Annotated in this window: 17 protein-coding genes; 16 read left to right on the top strand and 1 reads right to left on the bottom strand. The window is 44.7% G+C overall.

The features are described 5' to 3' along the window. Nucleotides 1-358 precede the first annotated feature (358 nt). Nucleotides 359-3,868 carry a DNA polymerase III subunit alpha gene (locus D6853_RS10680; RefSeq protein ID WP_120658002.1) on the bottom strand — a complete coding sequence of 1,170 codons (3,510 nt, stop codon included), beginning with the start codon at nucleotides 3,866-3,868 and terminating at the stop codon, nucleotides 359-361. A 122-nt stretch (nucleotides 3,869-3,990) separates the two neighbouring features. Here D6853_RS10680 and D6853_RS10685 point away from each other — a divergent pair, with 122 nt between their 5' ends. The 16 genes from D6853_RS10685 to D6853_RS10760 all read left to right on the top strand — a co-directional run bounded on the left by D6853_RS10685 (nucleotide 3,991) and on the right by D6853_RS10760 (nucleotide 18,128). Further along, a complete protein-coding gene (locus D6853_RS10685; protein WP_120658003.1) occupies nucleotides 3,991-4,536 on the top strand; it encodes an NUDIX hydrolase in 546 nt (181 codons plus the stop codon). Nucleotides 4,537-4,664: 128 nt separating this feature from the next. After that, complete coding sequence (pfkA, locus tag D6853_RS10690) at nucleotides 4,665-5,633, top strand: 6-phosphofructokinase (RefSeq protein ID WP_120658004.1); 969 nt, start codon at nucleotides 4,665-4,667, stop codon at nucleotides 5,631-5,633. Between the two features lie 167 nt (nucleotides 5,634-5,800). Continuing rightward, a complete protein-coding gene (locus D6853_RS10695) occupies nucleotides 5,801-6,604 on the top strand; it encodes a TrmH family RNA methyltransferase (RefSeq protein WP_120658005.1) in 804 nt (267 codons plus the stop codon). Nucleotides 6,605-6,609: 5 nt separating this feature from the next. Next, nucleotides 6,610-7,404, top strand: coding sequence for a pyrroline-5-carboxylate reductase (gene proC, locus D6853_RS10700; RefSeq protein ID WP_120658143.1), 795 nt, complete (start codon nucleotides 6,610-6,612; stop codon nucleotides 7,402-7,404). Nucleotides 7,405-7,612: 208 nt separating this feature from the next. Beyond that, nucleotides 7,613-8,731: a cell wall hydrolase gene (locus tag D6853_RS10705; RefSeq protein WP_120658006.1), complete on the top strand. Its 1,119-nt coding sequence runs from the start codon at nucleotides 7,613-7,615 to the stop codon at nucleotides 8,729-8,731. A gap of 113 nt (nucleotides 8,732-8,844) precedes the next feature. Next, entirely contained in the window at nucleotides 8,845-9,834 is a 990-nt protein-coding gene (argF, locus tag D6853_RS10710) for an ornithine carbamoyltransferase (RefSeq protein WP_120658007.1), read from the top strand. Between the two features lie 5 nt (nucleotides 9,835-9,839). After that, nucleotides 9,840-10,658, top strand: a complete 819-nt coding sequence (locus D6853_RS10715) for a biotin--[acetyl-CoA-carboxylase] ligase (RefSeq protein WP_120658008.1) — start codon at nucleotides 9,840-9,842, stop codon at nucleotides 10,656-10,658. Nucleotides 10,659-10,713: 55 nt separating this feature from the next. After that, the gene (locus D6853_RS10720) at nucleotides 10,714-11,532 is read left to right on the top strand and encodes a type III pantothenate kinase (RefSeq protein ID WP_092247995.1); all 819 of its coding nucleotides are present in this window, start codon (nucleotides 10,714-10,716) and stop codon (nucleotides 11,530-11,532) included. Further along, the gene (locus D6853_RS10725; RefSeq protein ID WP_242948155.1) at nucleotides 11,529-12,023 is read left to right on the top strand and encodes a DUF6145 family protein; all 495 of its coding nucleotides are present in this window, start codon (nucleotides 11,529-11,531) and stop codon (nucleotides 12,021-12,023) included. Before D6853_RS10720 ends, D6853_RS10725 begins: the two co-directional genes overlap by 4 nt. A 45-nt stretch (nucleotides 12,024-12,068) precedes the next feature. Next, nucleotides 12,069-13,049 carry a tRNA dihydrouridine synthase DusB gene (dusB, locus tag D6853_RS10730; RefSeq protein ID WP_120658009.1) on the top strand — a complete coding sequence of 327 codons (981 nt, stop codon included), beginning with the start codon at nucleotides 12,069-12,071 and terminating at the stop codon, nucleotides 13,047-13,049. Between the two features lie 193 nt (nucleotides 13,050-13,242). Then, a complete protein-coding gene (greA, locus tag D6853_RS10735) occupies nucleotides 13,243-13,728 on the top strand; it encodes a transcription elongation factor GreA (RefSeq protein WP_120658010.1) in 486 nt (161 codons plus the stop codon). A 72-nt stretch (nucleotides 13,729-13,800) separates the two neighbouring features. Further along, nucleotides 13,801-15,366: a lysine--tRNA ligase gene (gene lysS / locus D6853_RS10740; RefSeq protein ID WP_120658011.1), complete on the top strand. Its 1,566-nt coding sequence runs from the start codon at nucleotides 13,801-13,803 to the stop codon at nucleotides 15,364-15,366. A 439-nt stretch (nucleotides 15,367-15,805) separates the two neighbouring features. Continuing rightward, nucleotides 15,806-16,597 carry a hypothetical protein gene (locus tag D6853_RS10745; RefSeq protein ID WP_120658012.1) on the top strand — a complete coding sequence of 264 codons (792 nt, stop codon included), beginning with the start codon at nucleotides 15,806-15,808 and terminating at the stop codon, nucleotides 16,595-16,597. Between the two features lie 127 nt (nucleotides 16,598-16,724). Next, the gene (locus tag D6853_RS10750) at nucleotides 16,725-17,204 is read left to right on the top strand and encodes a MarR family winged helix-turn-helix transcriptional regulator (RefSeq protein ID WP_120658013.1); all 480 of its coding nucleotides are present in this window, start codon (nucleotides 16,725-16,727) and stop codon (nucleotides 17,202-17,204) included. After that, complete coding sequence (locus tag D6853_RS10755) at nucleotides 17,201-17,752, top strand: flavodoxin domain-containing protein (protein ID WP_120658014.1); 552 nt, start codon at nucleotides 17,201-17,203, stop codon at nucleotides 17,750-17,752. The genes D6853_RS10750 and D6853_RS10755 overlap by 4 nt, the downstream gene beginning before the upstream one ends. Then, nucleotides 17,736-18,128, top strand: a complete 393-nt coding sequence (locus D6853_RS10760; protein ID WP_120658015.1) for an FMN-binding protein — start codon at nucleotides 17,736-17,738, stop codon at nucleotides 18,126-18,128. The genes D6853_RS10755 and D6853_RS10760 overlap by 17 nt, the downstream gene beginning before the upstream one ends. Nucleotides 18,129-18,357: the final 229 nt, after the last annotated feature.

The raw sequence follows: 18,357 nt of genomic DNA on the forward strand, positions 1-18,357 counted from the left end.
TAAAAATAACGGCATTGAGAGAAAGAATAAATCTCTCAATGCCGTTTTTGGTTGCACAAGACCGGCAAGCGAATGGATGTGTGCCTCTTGGAAATGCAATCCCTAAATTCCTAAATTTGCCATTTGGACACGCATATCTTGATATTCATCAATTATACATGTCATTTTTGGCGATTTTATCGATATTTCAGTTGGAATTAAGGTGTTAAAAGAGGTTTTTAAGCATGTGTTTTGATGCTTCTTATGGATGTGCGTGCTTTTTTGGTGGTTGTGTGGCATTTGCCAGACATGTTTTTTTGCAAGAAAAGCAGGTTTACGTGTCAATTAACGATATTGCGCATATTTTGGCGCTCAGAGATCAGACTACTTGCACGTTTTCTTTTCCAAAAGCATCTGAAAGCTTGGGCAGCAGGATATCGTCAGCCTTTATGTTGTAGCCTCTTCCAAGCTTCTTGATCTGCTTGGTGTCTTTGAGATATATAGCGATCTCGTCGCGTCCTTCATTGCCCTTGATTAGTTCATTAAGCACCGGCATGCCTTGTTCATAAGCTGCCATATTATCAAAGCGTATCCACAACGTTCTGGGCATCTCGTCGAATAATGTGATCTTTGATGCGATTAGCTTGGCGTCGCGGTCATCTTCAACTGATATGCGGCCCTCGATAAACACCTTTGCATCGGCGTTAAGCCTTGCTGCGTTAGCTTCGTAAGTCTTTGGAAAGACGATTACTTCAACGGTTCCGACAAGATCCTCAAGAGTAATGAATGCCATAACCTGATCGTTCTTGGTATATTTGATCTTCTTATCGCTGATGAGTCCACCTATCGTGGCGGTCTCGTTATCACGAACCTTAGGCTCTCCCGTTTCGTCATCAAGATAGAAGTCGGTGGTCTGATTGGTTGTTTTCTTTTTCCAAAGTCCGATATATTCCTCAAGAGGATGACCCGAAATGTAGATTCCGAGCACTTCTTTCTCAAATTCAAGAAGGAGCTCACGAGGGAATTCTCCGACGTTAGGAAGAGGAATCTCGTACTGCTTTTTATCGGATTCTCCGACTATATCAAAAAGAGATATCTGGCCCGCCATAGAAGCTTTTCCGCTTGAATGGATGTTGTCCATGATCTGCGAGTACACGGTGATGAGCTGCTTTCTTGTTCCTTCGAAGCAGTCGAAAGCACCGGCTTTGATAAAGCTTTCGATGGCTCTTTTATTAACTTCACTGTCCTTACCCTGCATTCTTGTAAGGAAGTCGTTGATGTTCTTAAACGGTCCGCGCTGCTCTCTTTCCCTGACGATAGAAGTGATAACGGGGCGGCCGATACCTTTTATCGCGGTAAGAGCGTAGCGGATAGCCTTTTTCTTGCCGGGTGTCTCACCGTTTTCTGCATCGATCTCCGCAACGGAAAATCCATCGAACCCTTCGTTGATATCAGGCGGCAGAAGAGTGATGTTCATGTTCCTGCAAGATAAAATATAGCCCGAAACTTTGCCCGGATTGTCTATTACGGAAGTCATGAGCGCTGCCATGAACTCAACGGGATAGTAGCACTTAAGCCAAGCGGTCTGAAGCGCGACAACGGCGTAGCAAGCGGCATGTGATTTATTAAACGCATACTTTGCAAAGTCCATCATGGAATCGTAGATCGCGTTTGCAACATCTGCGGAGATGCCTTTTGATGCGCATCCCGGAACATTCTCTTCGGAATTTCCGTTTACGAAGTTGGCTCTTTCAACTTCCATGACGTGCTGTTTCTTTTTACTCATCGCACGGCGAACAAGGTCGGCACGACCAAGCGTGTAGCCGCCGAGCTGCTGAACTATCTGCATAACCTGCTCCTGATAGACGATACAGCCGTAGGTAGGATTAAGTATCGGTTCAAGTTCGGGAGTTAAGTATGTGATGGAGCCAGCGTCATTTTTACCCTTGATATACTTCGGGATGAAATCCATCGGACCCGGACGATAAAGAGAAATTCCCGCGATGATGTCTTCAAGAGATTGCGGCTTAAGCTCTTTCATGAAGGCCTGCATACCGCCCGACTCAAGCTGGAATATACCGTCGCACTTGCCGCTTCCTATAAGGGCAAGAGTCTTGGGGTCGTTGTAATCGATTTTGTCTATGTCGATGAAATTGGGATCGCCCGGCTTAGCGCCGAGAGATTCGTTTGCAAATCTCGTTGCGTCTTTTATAACAGTAAGGGTACGAAGACCCAGGAAATCCATCTTAAGAAGTCCCAGTTCCTCGATGGTGGTCATCGTGAACTGAGTTGTGATATTACCTTCTGCGGAGCGTGAGAGGGGAACAAGATCCTCTGCAGGTGCGCTGCAGATAACAACTCCGGCCGCGTGAATCGAAGTGTGGCGCGGAAGTCCTTCAAGCTTTTTGCACATATCGATGAGCTTGTGAACAGTCGGATCACTCTCGTACTGACCGCGAAGCTCGGGATTGAGCTCCAGAGCTCGCTCAAGCGTGATGTTTAGCTCGTTCGGGACCATCTTGGAAATCTGGTCGCCGTAGCTGTAAGGAAGATCCATAACCCTTGCAACGTCTCGGATAACACCCTTTGCGGCGAGCGTACCGAAGGTGATGATCTGAACGACCTTATCGGCGCCGTATTTCTCGGTGACGTAATCAATAACGTCCTGTCTTCTCTCGTACTCGAAATCCACGTCTATATCGGGCATGGACACACGCTCGGGATTAAGGAAACGCTCAAAGAGAAGATCGTATTTAATAGGATCGATATTGGTGATATGCATGCAATATGAGACGATACTGCCCGCAGCCGAGCCTCTTCCGGGGCCGACAGCGATGCCGTTTTCGCGACAGTAATTTATATAGTCCCATACTATAAGGAAGTAATCTACGTAGCCCATGCGCTTGATAACGCCAAGCTCGTAGTCGAGTTTCTTTTTCAAGGTACCGTCATCTTCGGGATATCTCTCATTGAGACCGTCTTCGCAGAGCTTGCAGAGATATGTCCATGAATCATAGCCTTCGGGCACATCAAAGTGTGGCAACTTGGTGACGCCGAATTCGATCTCGACGTTACATCTGTCCGCGATCTTTTGTGTATTATCAATAGCTTCCTGAGCATAAGGGAAAAGAGCTCTCATCTCGTCTTCGCTCTTGACGTAGTACTGACCGCCTTCGTAGCGCATACGGTCTTCGTCATCCACTTTTTTACCTGTTTGAATGCAAAGAAGGAGGTCGTGAGCCTCCGCATCGTCTTCGTAGGTGTAGTGGCAGTCGTTGGTCGCTACAAGCGGAATATCCAGCTCCTGAGAAAGAGCCAGAAGTGAGCTGTTGACGGTACGCTGCGCAGGGATTCCGTGATCCTGAAGCTCCAAGAAAAAGTTTCCGTGACCAAAGATAGAGTCAAGGCGCATAGCAGCTTCTTTTGCCGCGCCACCGTCTCCTCTAAGGATATTCCTTGGAATCTCGCCCGCAAGACAGGCGCTGAGTGCTATGATTCCCTCGTGGTACTCTTCCAAAAGCTCCATATCGACACGGGGCTTATAGTAATAACCCTCGGTAAATCCGCGGCTTACGATGTGGGAGAGATTGGCGTATCCCACGTTATTTTCTGCCAAAAGAACGAGATGATAGTATCTGTCGTCAGTTCCCTTGGCCTCTTTATCAAATCTTGAGCCCGGAGCAACATAAACCTCGCATCCAAGGATCGGGTTGATACCGGCTTCCTTGCATGCTTTATAAAAGTCAATGACACCGTACATAACGCCGTGATCCGTGATGGCTCCGGCGGTCATGCCAAGGTCTTTTAACCTTTTCACATATTCTTTTATCTTGTTGGAACCGTCTAAAAGGCTGTATTCCGTGTGGACATGAAGGTGTGTAAATGACATAAAATGCTCCGTAATAATGTGTTATATTGAAAATTATAATACATAAGGAGTTGAATTTGGATTATATTTTTTAGGTATATAAAATAGGAATATAAAAGAAAAAACGGCTTTGGAGGGATTAAATGATCAAGAAATGGAAGAGATTAGCCAGAGAATATATTGTAAATAACAGATGGGTTAAATTGGCAAAAGATAAAGTATTATTGCCAAATGGAATATGTCTTGATGATTTTTATGTGTTTGAGAGGAATAATGTATCTTTGATAGTGGCGATAGATGAGGATAATAGAGTATTGCTGAAAAGAGAATATAGATATCCTGTCGATGAAATACTATATGAGTTACCCGGTGGAGTAATTGAAGAAGGAGATAATGCATTAGATGCTGCCAAAAGAGAGTTGCTTGAAGAAACAGGCTATGTAGCAAATGATTGGAAAAAACTATCATCAGGATATGATTATCCTACTAAAGATACAAATGTGGTCAATATTTTTTTGGCAAAAAATATTATTAAAACATGTGAGCAAAAGTTAGATTTATCAGAAGAGATCGAGTATGAGTTTGTTCCTTTGAAAGGAGCGATTGATATGTGTCTCAGCAACCAAATAAAGGTCAATGGGACAATAGCAGGACTTATGCTCTCAGAAAAATATCTTGATTTTTTATGAAATCGTTTTCTAATTGATTGCAATTTAATAAAATTTGCTCTAATATAGGAAAGGAGTATGTCTGAAAATTATCAATCAAGAGGTTTGATGATTTTAGGTTAAGTTAATTAGAATCGAGGAAATCAGTTATGGCAAAGGAAATCAAAACAATCGGTGTATTGACCAGCGGTGGCGATGCTCCCGGAATGAACGCTGCGATCAGAGCAGTTGTTCGTAAGTCTCTTGCAAACGGACTTAAGGTCAAGGGTATCAAGAAGGGTTATCAGGGTCTTCTTAACGAGGAGATCGAGGATATGGACAGAAGAAGCGTTGCTGATATTATTCAGCGAGGCGGAACTATTCTCGGAACAGCTCGTTGTATGGAATTCACAACTCCCGAAGGTCAGGCCAAGGGTGCTGAGATTTGCCGTAAGCATGGAATTGACGGGGTCATCGTAATCGGTGGTGACGGATCATACCGCGGAGCTCAGAAGCTTTCACAGCAGGGCATCAATACTGTAGGTATTCCCGGAACAATCGACCTTGATATTTCATGTACTGACTATACAATCGGTTTTGACACAGCCATCAACACAGCGATGAGCGCAATAGATAAGATCCGTGATACATCATCATCTCACGAGAGAGTTAGTATCGTAGAGGTTATGGGACGTCACGCAGGATACATCGCACTTTGGTGTTCAATCGCCAACGGTGCGGACGACATTCTTCTTCCCGAGAAGTATGACTACAACGAGCAGCGTATTATCGACAACATCATCGATAATCGTAAGAAAGGTAAGACACACCACATCATCGTTAATGCCGAGGGTATCGGACATTCAACATCAATGGCACGTCGTATCGAGGCTGCTACAGGTCTTGAGACAAGAGCTTCAATCCTCGGATACATGCAGCGTGGTGGTAGCCCGACATGTAAGGACCGTGTATATGCATCAATGATGGGATGCTATGCAGCTGATATCCTTGCAGCAGGCAAGACCAACAGAGTAGTTGGTTATCGCAACGGCCAGTTCGTTGATTACGATATCGACGAGGCTCTTGCAATGAAGAAGAACATCAACGAGTACATGTACGAGATCGCTCGTATTCTTTAATAAAGATTATAGACAAATATACAGCCCCTTATCGGATGATTCCGGTAAGGGGCTGTTTTAAGTAATCACGCGAATATTATTTGTGCTATACTATTAATACTCGCCACGTTTAATCATGGCATTGCGCGCAGTAATGCGCCGATTTTGTTTTTAGAGAGAGATTTCATATGATCACAAGCCTAAACAACGACCGCGTTCGCAAGGTCGTAAGTTATATAGAAAAAAATAAGGCAAGGCGCGAAGACGATGTATTTGTCATCGAGGGCATGAAGATGCTGCGTGAAGCGCCGGTTCTTCAGGTGCGCGAAGTTTACGTGACCGAGAAGTTTGCAAATGAGGCTTCCGAAGACGACAAAGAGATTCTTTGGAGATACGGCGCCGAGACAGTCACAGCCGAAGTTATGAAGAAGATGGCAGCAACGCAGACACCGCAAGGAGTTCTTGCGGTTGTAAGTCAGTATCACTACGCGCTTGAGGAAGTCCTTGAGGGCTACAATAAGGACATGGGCAGCGCACAGCCTCTTTTGCTCGTGCTTGAGAATATTCAGGATCCCGGAAATCTCGGCACAATGCTTAGAAGCTCAGAGGGCGCGGGAGTAACGGGCGTCATCCTAAGTAAGGGCTGCGCCGACATGTACAATCCCAAGGTTGTTCGCTCTACGATGGGGTCCATTTTCAGGATGCCGTTTATCTATGTGGAAGATCTTTCGAACATGGTAAAAGAGCTGGCACAGGCCGGAATTACTACCTATGCCGCTCACCTCAAAGGTAAAAAGAACTACGACGAATTTGATTATACAAAGCCGACCGCATTCCTTATCGGAAACGAAGGAAACGGTCTGACCAAAGAGACTGCCGATGCTGCAAGCGAATACGTACTCATCCCAATGAAGGGCGAAGTTGAGTCTATGAACGCAGCGACATCTTCAGCTATACTTACATTTGAAGCATCAAGACAGAGGAGGAGATGAAGACAATGACAATTGGATTTATCGGACTTGGAAACATGGCGAAAGCCATAATCGGAGGAATACTCGGCAAAGGACTTATGGGTCCCAACGAGATCATCGGAACCGCAGCAACTGAGGAGACATGCCTTAAGGTTGCAAACAAATACGGTATCCAGACACACAGCTCCAACGAAGCTGTTGCTAAGGAAGCGGACATCATAATTCTCGCCGTTAAACCTCAGTATCTCAAGGTTGTAATTGCCGACATAATGGACAGCGTGGACGACAGCAAGGTTGTTGTCAGCATCGCAGCGGGCAAGACAATCCAGTGGCTTCAGAACGAATTTGAGAAGCCCGTTAAGCTTATCAGAGTTATGCCCAACACACCTGCACTCGTACTTGAAGGCTGTTCTGCGGTTTGCAGAAACGACCTTGTGGGCGACGATGATTATCATTTTGTAAAAGAGCTTTTGGAGAGCTTTGGTAAGGCATATACAGTTCCCGAATCACTTATGGATGTTGTTGTCGGTGTCAGCGGATCGTCACCTGCTTATGTATTTCTTTTTATCGAAGCAATGGCAGATGCGGCTGTCGAAGGCGGAATGCCCAGAAAGCAGGCGTATGAATTTGCGGCGCAGTCGGTTCTTGGAAGCGCCAAGATGGTGCTTGAAACGGGCAAGCATCCCGGAGAACTCAAGGATATGGTATGTTCACCCGCAGGAACAACGATCGAAGCGGTACATGTTCTTGAAAAAGAGGGCCTTAGAGGAGCCGTTATGGATGCCGTAAAGGCTTGCATAGACAGGAGCAGAAGTCTATAAATCATATGGATTGACAAAGAACCTGCAAACTCAGTAATTATGCGGTTTGCAGGCTTTAAAATTAACACTTCTGCATTCTAAAATTTGACAAAAAATTGTATGTTTGCTAATATCACTTACGAAAAAGTTTCGCTGCATGCGTTTACATATTATGAGGGTGTAAATAGTCTTGCGGCAATCAATTTGGTATCTAATAGGAAGCAAATATATGAAAAAAGTTAGAAAGTTATCCCTAGCAATAGTGAGACTGACTACAATTTGCTCTCTAGTCTTGATCGTTTTCTTTTCCCGGGGGTTAACAGCACACGCAGCAAAAGCAGGCACACCGTATTCGGATGTTTCGGCAGGAATATCCAGTATTGTGAGTCCCGTAACGCCTCTTGGTGCCAGTGACAACGCGATCGAGATTAAAGCAAATAATCATCCGGACAAATCCTCATCGTCCGCAAGCAGCGCTTCATCATCTGATAACAATGAGCACGCGCTTGTAATGGCTAATGTCAGTCAAGTTATGAACATAAGAGAAACTCCCGATGAAGACAGCACTAAAGTCGGAGTACTGTATAAGGACTGTGGTGGCAGAATTCTGGAGCGTAAGGACGGATGGACCAAGATCAAATCGGGGGACTTGATCGGATGGGCCAAAGATGAGTACCTTCTTTTCGATGAAGATGCTCAAAACCTTGCACAGGATGTAGGTAAGCAGATCGTCACCAGTCAGAGCAGCGCTCTTAATGTCAGAGCGGATGCATCGGATGATGCGGAAGTTTTAGGAGTTCTCGGAGAAAAGACTTTTGTCGATATGATAGAGGATCTTGGTAACGGATGGATCAGCGTTGATTACAACGATGAGACCGGTTATGTTTTGGCAGATTGTGTAACCACAGATTTTAAGATCGACCATGGTGAAACAATGGCAGCCATCAAGCAAAGAGAGCTTGAGAAGAAGAAAGCCAAACTTACCGAAAACCGTGGCGCGGTTGCCGCAGATGCGGACGAGCTTAAACTTCTTGCAGCACTTATTCAGTGTGAAGCAGGTAATCAGCCTTACGAGGGACGAGTTGCCGTCGGAGCGGTTGTTATGAACCGAGTTAAGAGCGGAGCTTATCCCAACACCATTCAAGGCGTTATCTATGCATCGGGACAGTTTACACCGGCGCTTAACGGAACGGTTGACAGAGTATATACAGGTGGAAATATTTACGACACCAATTACCAGGCTGCGCAGGCGGCACTTAACGGAGAGACCACTGTCGGAGGAGCACTTCACTTCAGAAGGAACAACGGCAGAGAGGGACAGGTTATCGGAGCACACGTATTCTGGTAATATACAAGGGATTGCAGAGATGCAGTCCCTTTTACAATTTACCCGTGTTTACAATTGGCGTTTGCCGTGTGATAATAATGGGTAATTATTAGACGAAAGTAGAGGAGCACATTATGAACTTAAAGGGACGCGATTTTTTAAAACTTCTTGATTACACACCCGAAGAGATCACATATCTTTTGGATGTTGCCGCAGATCTCAAGGAAAAGAAGAGAAACGGCATTCTTCACGACGAGCTTAAGGGCAAGAACGTAGCACTTATTTTTGAGAAGACAAGTACGCGTACCAGATGTGCTTTTGAAGTAGCCGCCAAAGACCTTGGTATGGGATCAACTTTCCTTAATCCCACAGACTCACAGATCGGTAAAAAAGAGAGTATCGCCGATACAGTAAGAGTTCTTTCAAGGTTCTATGACGGAATAGAATACAGAGGTTTCGAGCAGGATATTGTTGAGACAATGGCTAAGTACAGCAGCGTGCCGGTATGGAACGGACTTACCAACGAGTTCCATCCCACACAGATGCTCGCAGACCTGCTTACTATCAGAGAGCATTTCGGACGTATCAAGGGAATCAATTTCGTATACATGGGCGATGCAAGATACAACATGGGTAATTCTTATATCGTTACAGCTGCCAAGATGGGCATGAACATCACGATAGTGACTAACAAGAAATATTTCCCCGAGCAGGGACTTATTGATACATGTAATGAGATTGCCAAGCAGACAGGCGCTACACTTAAGTTTACCGAGGACGTCATGGAAGGAACCAAGGGTGCAGACGTTATCGCAACAGATATCTGGGTATCCATGGGCGAGCCCGAGGAAGTTTGGGCGGAGAGAATCAAAGATCTTTCTCCTTATCAGGTAAATATGGATGTCATGAACAATGCCGGCGAAGGCGCTATATTCATGCATTGCCTGCCTTCATTCCACGATCTTAATACTACCATCGGAAAAGAGATCAAAGAGAAATTCGGTCTTGATGAGATGGAAGTTACAAACGAAGTATTTGAGTCAGAAAGATCTATCGTTTTTGACGAAGCAGAGAATCGTATGCATACTATTAAGGCAGTTATGTACGCAACACTCAAAGGATAATTTTTATGCTAAGTGCAGAGAACATAAAAGGGCAGCTACACACGAGGTGGGCTGCCTGTAACCTTGTTTATAAGGAAGAAACAGGCTCGACCAACGATGACGCTGCGATCCTTGCAAAAGAGGGTGCGCCGCACGGAACACTTGTCGTAGTCGACAGACAAAGCGCCGGAAGGGGCACCAGAGGAAGAGTCTGGGAGACCCAGGAAGGAAGCAACGTTGCGATGAGTCTCATAGTAAGACCTGATGCAACTCCCGATAAGCTTTCAATGATGACGCTTATCATGGGACTTTCTGTTGCGCAAGGAATCGAGGATGTTATCCTGGATAATGAAGACATACTTGATTTTCCTCAGATCAAATGGCCCAATGATGTTATTATCGCGGGCAAAAAAATCTGTGGCATCCTTACGGAGCTTCACATGAATAATGACAACACTGTCAGCGACGTTGTCATCGGAGTCGGTATCAACATAAACATGACTGTTTTTCCTGATGATATAAAGGGTATTGCCGGATCGATCTATTCGCAGACCGGCTACAAGGTTGACAGAAGCGCGGTCGTGGCTGCGGTCATGAAACGCTTTGAAGACAATTATGATACATACATGAAGAGCTTTGATCTTTCTCTTTTAAAAGATGAATATGAAGAGAGGCTCATCAACAAAGATAAAACGGTAAAAGTACTTGATCCTGCGGGAGAGTACGAAGCCACAGCCAAGGGCATTACAATTGGCGGAGCGCTTATAATAGAAAAAGAGGACGGAAGCATTTCCGAGATAAATGCCGGCGAAGTGTCTGTGCGAGGCCTTTATGGATATGTTTGATCTAAGAAGGATTTTCGGACTTCGATTTTTCTTTTGACAATAACGGAGGGAAGTTATGATTCTTGTTATCGATGTAGGTAATACGAATATCACATTTGGAGTTTATTCAAAGGATAAGCTCGTAGGCTCATTTAGAATGACGACACAGATGTCACGTACTTCGGATGAGTTCGGGATCATGCTGTTGCAGCTTCTTGCAAGCAACGGGATTGTAAAAGAAAAGATAGACGGCGTAATGATCGCAAGCGTTGTTCCCAAGATCATGCATGCGCTTATCAATGCGATCACAAAATACATCGGCAAGAAACCTTATATCGTAGGCCCCGGAATCAAGACGGGACTTAAGATCGTGACCGACAATCCAAGAGAGATAGGACCCGACCTTATCGTTGGCGCGGTTGCTGCGTATGAGCTTTACGGCGGACCGATCCTTGTAATAGATTTTGGTACGGCGACAACCTACGTTGCGGTTAATGAAAAAGGCGAATTCTTTACGGGAGTTGTTGCTCCCGGAATCGGAATCTCAGCAAAGGCACTCTGGGAAGACACAGCGAAGCTCCCCGAAGTTGAGATCGTTAAGCCCAAGAGTATCCTTGCAAAAGAAACGATATCAAGTATGCAGGCCGGACTTGTGTATGGTCAGATCGGTCAGACCAAGTACATCATCAACGAGATGAAAAGAGAGTCCGGACTTACAAATATGAAAGTCGTTGCGACGGGAGGCCTCGGAAGACTTATATCGGCAGAGACCGAGGAGATCGACATCTACGATCCGAACCTTATCCTTGAGGGATTAAATATCCTTTATGCCAAGAACAGTAAGAACAAACCCCAGTTAAAAGAAGATGAAAACGGAGAGTTTGACGTAAAATGAGAGCAGATAAATTCGAAGAAGAATACAATAAAGAATTCGGTGAAGGCGGCAAGAATTTTGACGCCGAGTTCTCCGAAGGAAAAGAAGACCTTAAGATAGACGAGATGCAAAAGACCAACAAGGGTCGTACTTTCGAGAATGTAGCGAATGGAAGAGTGGTACTTTGCGGAGCTAACGCATACGAGCAGAAGTACTATTTTAACCCTATATTTAAGCAGATTCCCGAGAGTATAAAGAAAGAGCTCAACATTATCAGCGTTCTTTTTACTCAGGAAGCGGGCGGAATCTTTACCATCGTATTTGAGGAAGACGGAAATATCAGCATTGAGACCGACGCGGATGAAGAGGACATCACATACGATGAGATCACTGCGGGACTTCTTGTCGGAGAAGTAAGAAGAAAGAGACAGGATCTTTTCGAGGCGCTCGGCCTTTATTACAGGATATATGTGCGCGGAGAGAATCCTGCGGACATTCTTGAAGAAGAGTAAAAACGCAGAGGCATGCGCAAATTTTTTTGAAAGAGAATCAGACATATGGCAGGCTACGGAAAGTTACAGATAGGAAACGTAACCCTTGAAAATAACATAATACTGGGACCCATGGCAGGTGTATCAGACCTGCCGTTTCGTTTGCTATGCCGTGAAATGGGCGCCGGGCTTGTGTGCATGGAGATGGTGAGCGCCAAGGCCATCATCTACAAGAACCGCAACACAGGCATGCTCATGGAGATTCATGAAGATGAACACCCTGTTTCACTCCAGCTTTTCGGATCGGAACCTGCGATCATGCAGGAGGCAGTCGGTATGATCAAGGACAGACCCTATGACATACTTGATGTAAACATGGGCTGTCCCGTGCCTAAGGTTGTCAGTAACGGTGAAGGCTCGGCACTTATGAAAAAGCCCGAGCTTATTCAGGAGATAGTTGCAGCGCTCGTGAAGGTTTCTGACAGGCCTGTCACAGTGAAGATAAGGAAAGGCTTTAATGACGCAAGCATCAATGCGGTAGAATGCGCACTTGCGGCTGCCGAAGGCGGAGCCGCTGCGATAGCCGTCCACGGAAGAACCAGAGAGCAGTACTATTCAGGAGAAGCTGACTGGGAGATTATTTCCAAGGTAAAAGAGGCTGTGAATGTCCCTGTTATCGGAAACGGAGATGTAAGAACGCCCCAGGATGCACAGCGCATGTTCGATGAGACGGGATGCGACGGCGTAATGGTAGCAAGAGCCGCTCAGGGCAATCCTTTTATCTTCAGGGAATTCAAGAGCTTTTTTGAGACAGGCGAGATCTGCGAAAAGCCAAGCATGCAGGAAATCTATGACACGGTCATAAGGCATGCGGATCTGCAGCTACAGTACAAGGGCGAATATATAGGAATAAGAGAAATGCGTAAGCACGTGTCATGGTATACGTACGGAATGCCTGGTAGCGCCAAGTTTAGGAATGAGATAAACCAGATGACGGATATGGACTCGCTTAAGAGAGCTTGTGCCGCAGTCATGCTTGACCGTTAATGCGCATAAATGCGGAGCGCTGCGGCATGTGAAGTGTCTTTTGACAGGGCGGAGCGGACGTAAAATTGCAAATCATTGACACATAAAATAATAGACTGTATAATATCCAAGTTAAACAGAGATTTTTATATTATTTTAGATAAATGCTCCGCGATGGAAGCTTATAATTATTTGAAGGGGTAGGAATCGGACAATGGAAGAAAAGAAGAATATTTTAACTTACGAAGGACTCAAGAAATACGAGGATGAGCTTCATGAGCTCAAGGTAGTCAAGCGTAAGGAAGTTGCAGAGAAGATCAAGGAAGCAAGAGAGCAGGGCGACCTTTCAGAGAACGCCGAGTACGATGCAGCCAAGGATGAGCAGAGAGACATCGAGGCTAGAATCGAAGCTCTTGAGAAAATCCTTAAGAACGCAGAAGTTGTTGTAGAAGAGGACGTTGACCTCAACAAGATCAGCATCGGATGCAAGGTTAAGATCCGCGACCTTGAGTTCAACGAGGACCTTGAATATAAGATTGTAGGCTCATCTGAGGCGAACAGCCTTAAGGGCAAGATTTCCAACGAGTCACCTGTAGGTAAGGCTCTTCTTGGTGCCAAGAAGGGACAGACTGTATCTGTAGAGACACAGGCCGGTGTGCTTAAGTACAAGGTACTCGGAATCGAGAGATCTGAGAACTAATAATGAATTTCGGAGCCGGCGATCAGTTTTATCGCTGGCTCTTTATTTTTTACATAATACGGAGGAAAAAAAGTGGCAGAGAATAATCAGCAGAATAACCAGAACACACAAGAAGACGTTGGACGCCTTCGCCAGGTAAGAAGAGACAAGCTTGCTGAGCTTCAGGCGCAGGGAAGAGATCCTTTTCAGATTGTAAAATACGATCAGACACATCATACACAGCAGATCAGGGACAACTTTGAAGCTCTTGAATTCGTTGCTCCCGTTGATGAGGACGGAAAGGCTATCACAGTACCTCTTTCAGACATTCCTGCAGACAAGGTTGTAAGCCTTGCAGGACGTATGATGAGTAAGCGTGTCATGGGTAAGGCTTCTTTTGCCAACCTTCAGGACAGAGATGGACGCATGCAGCTCTATGTGTCAAGAAATGACCTTGGAGACGAGGCTTATGCTGATTTCAAGAAAATGGATATCGGTGACATCATCGGTATTAAGGGATTTGCTTTCAGAACCAAGACCGGTGAGATCTCAGTTCACGTAAAAGAGCTGGTTCTTTTAGCTAAGTCACTTATGCCCCTCCCTGAGAAATTCCACGGACTTACAGATACAGAGATCCGTTACAGACAAAGATACGTTGACCTTGTTATGAACGAAGAGGTCAAGGAGACATTCAAGAAGAGAAGCGCTATTCTTCGCGAAATCCGTAACTTCCTTGCAGACAGAGATTTCATGGAAGTTGAGACTCCTATGCTTGTTGAGAATGCGGGCGGCGCTGCTGCAAGACCTTTCTTTACTCACTACAATGCACTTGATGAGGAGAGAAAGCTTCGTATCTCACTTGAGCTTTACCTTAAGAGACTTATCGTCGGCGGTATGGAGAGAGTCTTCGAGATCGGACGTGTATTTAGAAACGAGGGTACAGATACAAGACACAATCCTGAGTTCACACTTATGGAGCTCTACCAGGCATATACAGACTATGAGGGAATGATGGAGCTTACAGAGTCCATGTTCCGTTATCTTGCCGAGAAGGTTTGCGGCACAACACAGATTCCGTACGGAGATAACATCATCGATCTTGGCAAGCCATTCGAGCGTCTTACAATGAACGACGCTATCAAGAAGTATGCAGGCGTTGACTTCGACGCTGTTAAGACAGACGAAGAGGCCAAGGCTATTGCTAAGGAGAAGGGCGTTGAGTTTGAGGATCGTCACAAGAAGGGCGATATCATCAATCTCTTCTTCGAGGAGTTCTGCGAGAAGAACCTGATCCAGCCTACATTCATCATGGATCATCCTCTTGCTATCTCACCTCTTACCAAGAAGAAACCCACAGATCCCGAGAAGGTTGAGCGTTTCGAGCTCTTCATCAATACATGGGAGATGTGTAACGCATATTCGGAGCTCAACGATCCTATCGACCAGCGCGAGCGTTTCGCCGCTCAGGATGCCAACGCGGCAGCAGGCGACGAAGAGGCTGAGCACACAGACGAGGACTTCCTCAATGCCCTCGAGATCGGTATGCCACCCACAGGTGGTATCGGATACGGTATCGACCGTCTCTGCATGCTTCTTACAAACAGCGCAGGAATCAGAGACGTATTGCTGTTCCCTACACTTAAGTCCTTGGATAAGTAAAAGCCAGTGTTTATGCGACTTTGGGCTTGTGTAGATGGTTAAAAAACCTTATTGTGCAAATCTTCGGGCGCCCTCGTGGCGCCCGTATTCTTGATAAAGGGGCTGTTCCCCTGCGCCACACTTCTGATTTGTGGCTCCATTCATCGTTCTGATGCGTGGAAATTTCCATTTTTTGACTAAGACATTGATTATTCCGCTATTTAGTCACTACTTTTCATTGTTCTTTTTTTTCTCTTCTTGTCTTTAAGGAAGCTTGAGTGACTAGGAAGGCTGATTCTAATTGAATTAGTCACATATTTTCAAAGCGCTTGGTCATCTTCATTTCAAAATAATTCAAATAGGTGACTAAGACATGCAATAAAACTTGCGCTAGTCACTTTTGCAAATTTTTCAAAGAGTGAAGATCGCAAATAAAAGTAACAGAGAAAGGAAAAACACATTGGCAAACATAATTGAATTTGTATCTTCTCGCATCTCGCAATTAAAGCGGGCTGTTAAACAGGCAGAGAAAGCCCAAAGCTCTTTTCCGGAAGGAAGACTGAGAACGAGCAGAACAGGAGGCAGACTTCGCTTTTACGAGGTAACTGATAAAGGCGATACCAATGGAAAATACTTGCACAAGGAAGAACTGGCGACCATCAGGATTCTTGCCCAGAAAGACTACAATAAGCATTTCCTGAAGGCCGCCAGGTCAGAACTGGAAATGCTGGAGAAATTTCTTTTGAAATATACGGACCCGGCCGAGGACATCTACAACAATCTCGTCCCTGAGAAAAAGAATCTGGTAACACCATACATCTTACCTGATGATCTAATAGCCAAAGAATGGCAGTCTAAGACATTCAGACCAAATCCCTACAAACCTGAAAATAAAACTAGCGATACAAAAAGAGGAGAAAAAGTCAGATCCAAATCCGAAGCTTTTATTGCGGACACATTATACGAGTTCGGAATTCCGTACCGTTACGAGTATCCTGTCAGAATGGTCAACGGAGAGCTCAGATATCCGGATTTCACCTTGCTCAAAGTAAGGACAAGGGAAGTGATCTATCTTGAACATTTTGGGAAAATGGGAGATGAGGGTTACAGAAGAGACACTATGGAAAAGATGGATCTGTACAGGGCCAGCGGGATTTATCCGGGCAAGAATCTGATATTCACATATGAGACGGAGGACCATCCTCTTGATATTGGTGGCATGAGAAAGATGCTGCATGAAATATTTTGCTGAATAAATGTACATTTAAGCTTCGGTTAAATCCCGAAGCTTTTTCTTGGAATTGTGTTGACAAAAAATATGTAATATATTACATTGTTTCATATAGGTAATATATTACATAATATAAAAAGGAGCTCACATGAATTGCGATGAAGTAATGAATATCGAAAAAGTAACGTTTGGAGATATGCCACCACAGCCGTTTTTACTCGGATTACTCAGTGCATTTGATAACAGATATCAGGCTGCAGCCGATGCATATTTCAAGGAGATTACCTGGAAACAATTTTTTGCAATAATCTGTATCAACTTATGCAAGGAACCTCCGACATTGAATGAGCTTTCAGATGTAATGGGAAGTTCTCATCAGAATGTAAAGCAGATTTTACTTAAGCTTGAGAAAAAGGGGTTTGTCTCTGCAATTCCTGATGAGAAGGACAAGCGAAAGCAGCGAATCTTTGTCACAGATAAATGCAGGACTTTTCTGGAACAAAATGACAATAATGGTCAGCAGAGCCGGTACGTCATCGGAAGAATATTTAATGGAATCGATGAAAAGAGCCTTCAGACTACCATACAAACTATCATAAAAATGGAAAGGAATTTGAGCGAGTTATGAAAACACTGATTATTTACACATCACAGACAGGTTTTACTAAAAGGTACGCAGAGTGGATTGCAGAAAAAATGAGCGGTGAGCTTCTTGATCTAAGGAATGCTCAGAAAAAGAGTGCTGATTACTTCAAGGACTTTGACGCGATCTGCTACGGAGGTTGGGCTATGGCAGGTAATCTGGTCAAAGGTAAGTGGTTTCTCGAAAAAGCTTCTGACTTGCAAGACAAGCGCCTGGCTATGTTCTGCGTAGGCGGCGGCCCTAATGACAATCCTGATGTAGATGCTTTTCTTCAGAATGTCCTTACGGAGGAACAGAAGAAGTATATTAAAGTATTCTACTGTCAGGGCGGTTTAAACTATGAAAAGATGAAAGCACCATCCAGACTTGCAATGAAGATGTTTGTATCAACTCTCAGGAATAAAAAAGATGCTACTGAGAAAGAAAAGGCCATGGCCGAGAAGATGGCTTCATCCTATGATATTTCTGATGTCAAATATATAGAACCTATAGTGGCTTATCTGTTGGAGAAAGATAATGAAAAGGCTGTTTAAAACCCTGCTTGCGATAGTAATCGTAATTGCGGTGATCATCACATCTGCAGTCGCAATTGTTAGTGTCAGGATGATTGGACAGGTCAAGGCTTTCGACAAATCAGAAATTGATCTGTCCCATGTTGCTGATGGTGTATATAATGGTCATAGTGAGACGGATCTGGTCAAGGTTGATGTTCGAGTAACAGTAGCTGATGGAAGAATAGAAGATATTGAAATCCTAAAGCACGAGTGTGGCAAGGGGTATCCTGCTGATGTGATTGTCAGTGATATGATCAAAGATAATACAGTAGAGGTTGATGCGGTTTCGGGTGCAACGATGTCCAGTGAAGTAATAAAAGACGCAGTCAGGGATGCGTTAAGATCGGGGCTTTAACCTTTCAGGATAATAGACTAAGACAAATCGGGATTTACAAAGACAGTATGCGCCCGCTGATTGAAAGGGACATGGAAGAAACGGAAAAGATACTGATGAATTCAAATTTGTAGAACGATTAAATTTCAGTTCCATGAAGAAGTAGGAGTAGATAAAAAGAGTAGAGCAGAGTACCGGCAGGATAGAGAGCAGCGTCATAAGAGAGGGGATATTCATTCCTCCGGCATCT

The sequence above is a fragment of the Butyrivibrio sp. X503 genome, from assembly GCF_003625475.1.
Lineage (GTDB): Bacteria > Bacillota > Clostridia > Lachnospirales > Lachnospiraceae > Butyrivibrio.

What these genes read in the sequence shown, in the direction of transcription:
- D6853_RS10680 (WP_120658002.1), bottom strand. Translation starts at nt 3,868, where the DNA reads ATGTCATTTACACACCTTCATGTCCACACGGAATACAGCCTTTTAGAC.
- D6853_RS10685 (WP_120658003.1), top strand. Translation starts at nt 3,991, where the DNA reads ATGATCAAGAAATGGAAGAGATTAGCCAGAGAATATATTGTAAATAAC.
- pfkA (WP_120658004.1), top strand. Translation starts at nt 4,665, where the DNA reads ATGGCAAAGGAAATCAAAACAATCGGTGTATTGACCAGCGGTGGCGAT.
- D6853_RS10695 (WP_120658005.1), top strand. Translation starts at nt 5,801, where the DNA reads ATGATCACAAGCCTAAACAACGACCGCGTTCGCAAGGTCGTAAGTTAT.
- proC (WP_120658143.1), top strand. Translation starts at nt 6,610, where the DNA reads ATGACAATTGGATTTATCGGACTTGGAAACATGGCGAAAGCCATAATC.
- D6853_RS10705 (WP_120658006.1), top strand. Translation starts at nt 7,613, where the DNA reads ATGAAAAAAGTTAGAAAGTTATCCCTAGCAATAGTGAGACTGACTACA.
- argF (WP_120658007.1), top strand. Translation starts at nt 8,845, where the DNA reads ATGAACTTAAAGGGACGCGATTTTTTAAAACTTCTTGATTACACACCC.
- D6853_RS10715 (WP_120658008.1), top strand. Translation starts at nt 9,840, where the DNA reads ATGCTAAGTGCAGAGAACATAAAAGGGCAGCTACACACGAGGTGGGCT.
- D6853_RS10720 (WP_092247995.1), top strand. Translation starts at nt 10,714, where the DNA reads ATGATTCTTGTTATCGATGTAGGTAATACGAATATCACATTTGGAGTT.
- D6853_RS10725 (WP_242948155.1), top strand. Translation starts at nt 11,529, where the DNA reads ATGAGAGCAGATAAATTCGAAGAAGAATACAATAAAGAATTCGGTGAA.
- dusB (WP_120658009.1), top strand. Translation starts at nt 12,069, where the DNA reads ATGGCAGGCTACGGAAAGTTACAGATAGGAAACGTAACCCTTGAAAAT.
- greA (WP_120658010.1), top strand. Translation starts at nt 13,243, where the DNA reads ATGGAAGAAAAGAAGAATATTTTAACTTACGAAGGACTCAAGAAATAC.
- D6853_RS10750 (WP_120658013.1), top strand. Translation starts at nt 16,725, where the DNA reads ATGAATTGCGATGAAGTAATGAATATCGAAAAAGTAACGTTTGGAGAT.
- D6853_RS10755 (WP_120658014.1), top strand. Translation starts at nt 17,201, where the DNA reads ATGAAAACACTGATTATTTACACATCACAGACAGGTTTTACTAAAAGG.
- D6853_RS10760 (WP_120658015.1), top strand. Translation starts at nt 17,736, where the DNA reads ATGAAAAGGCTGTTTAAAACCCTGCTTGCGATAGTAATCGTAATTGCG.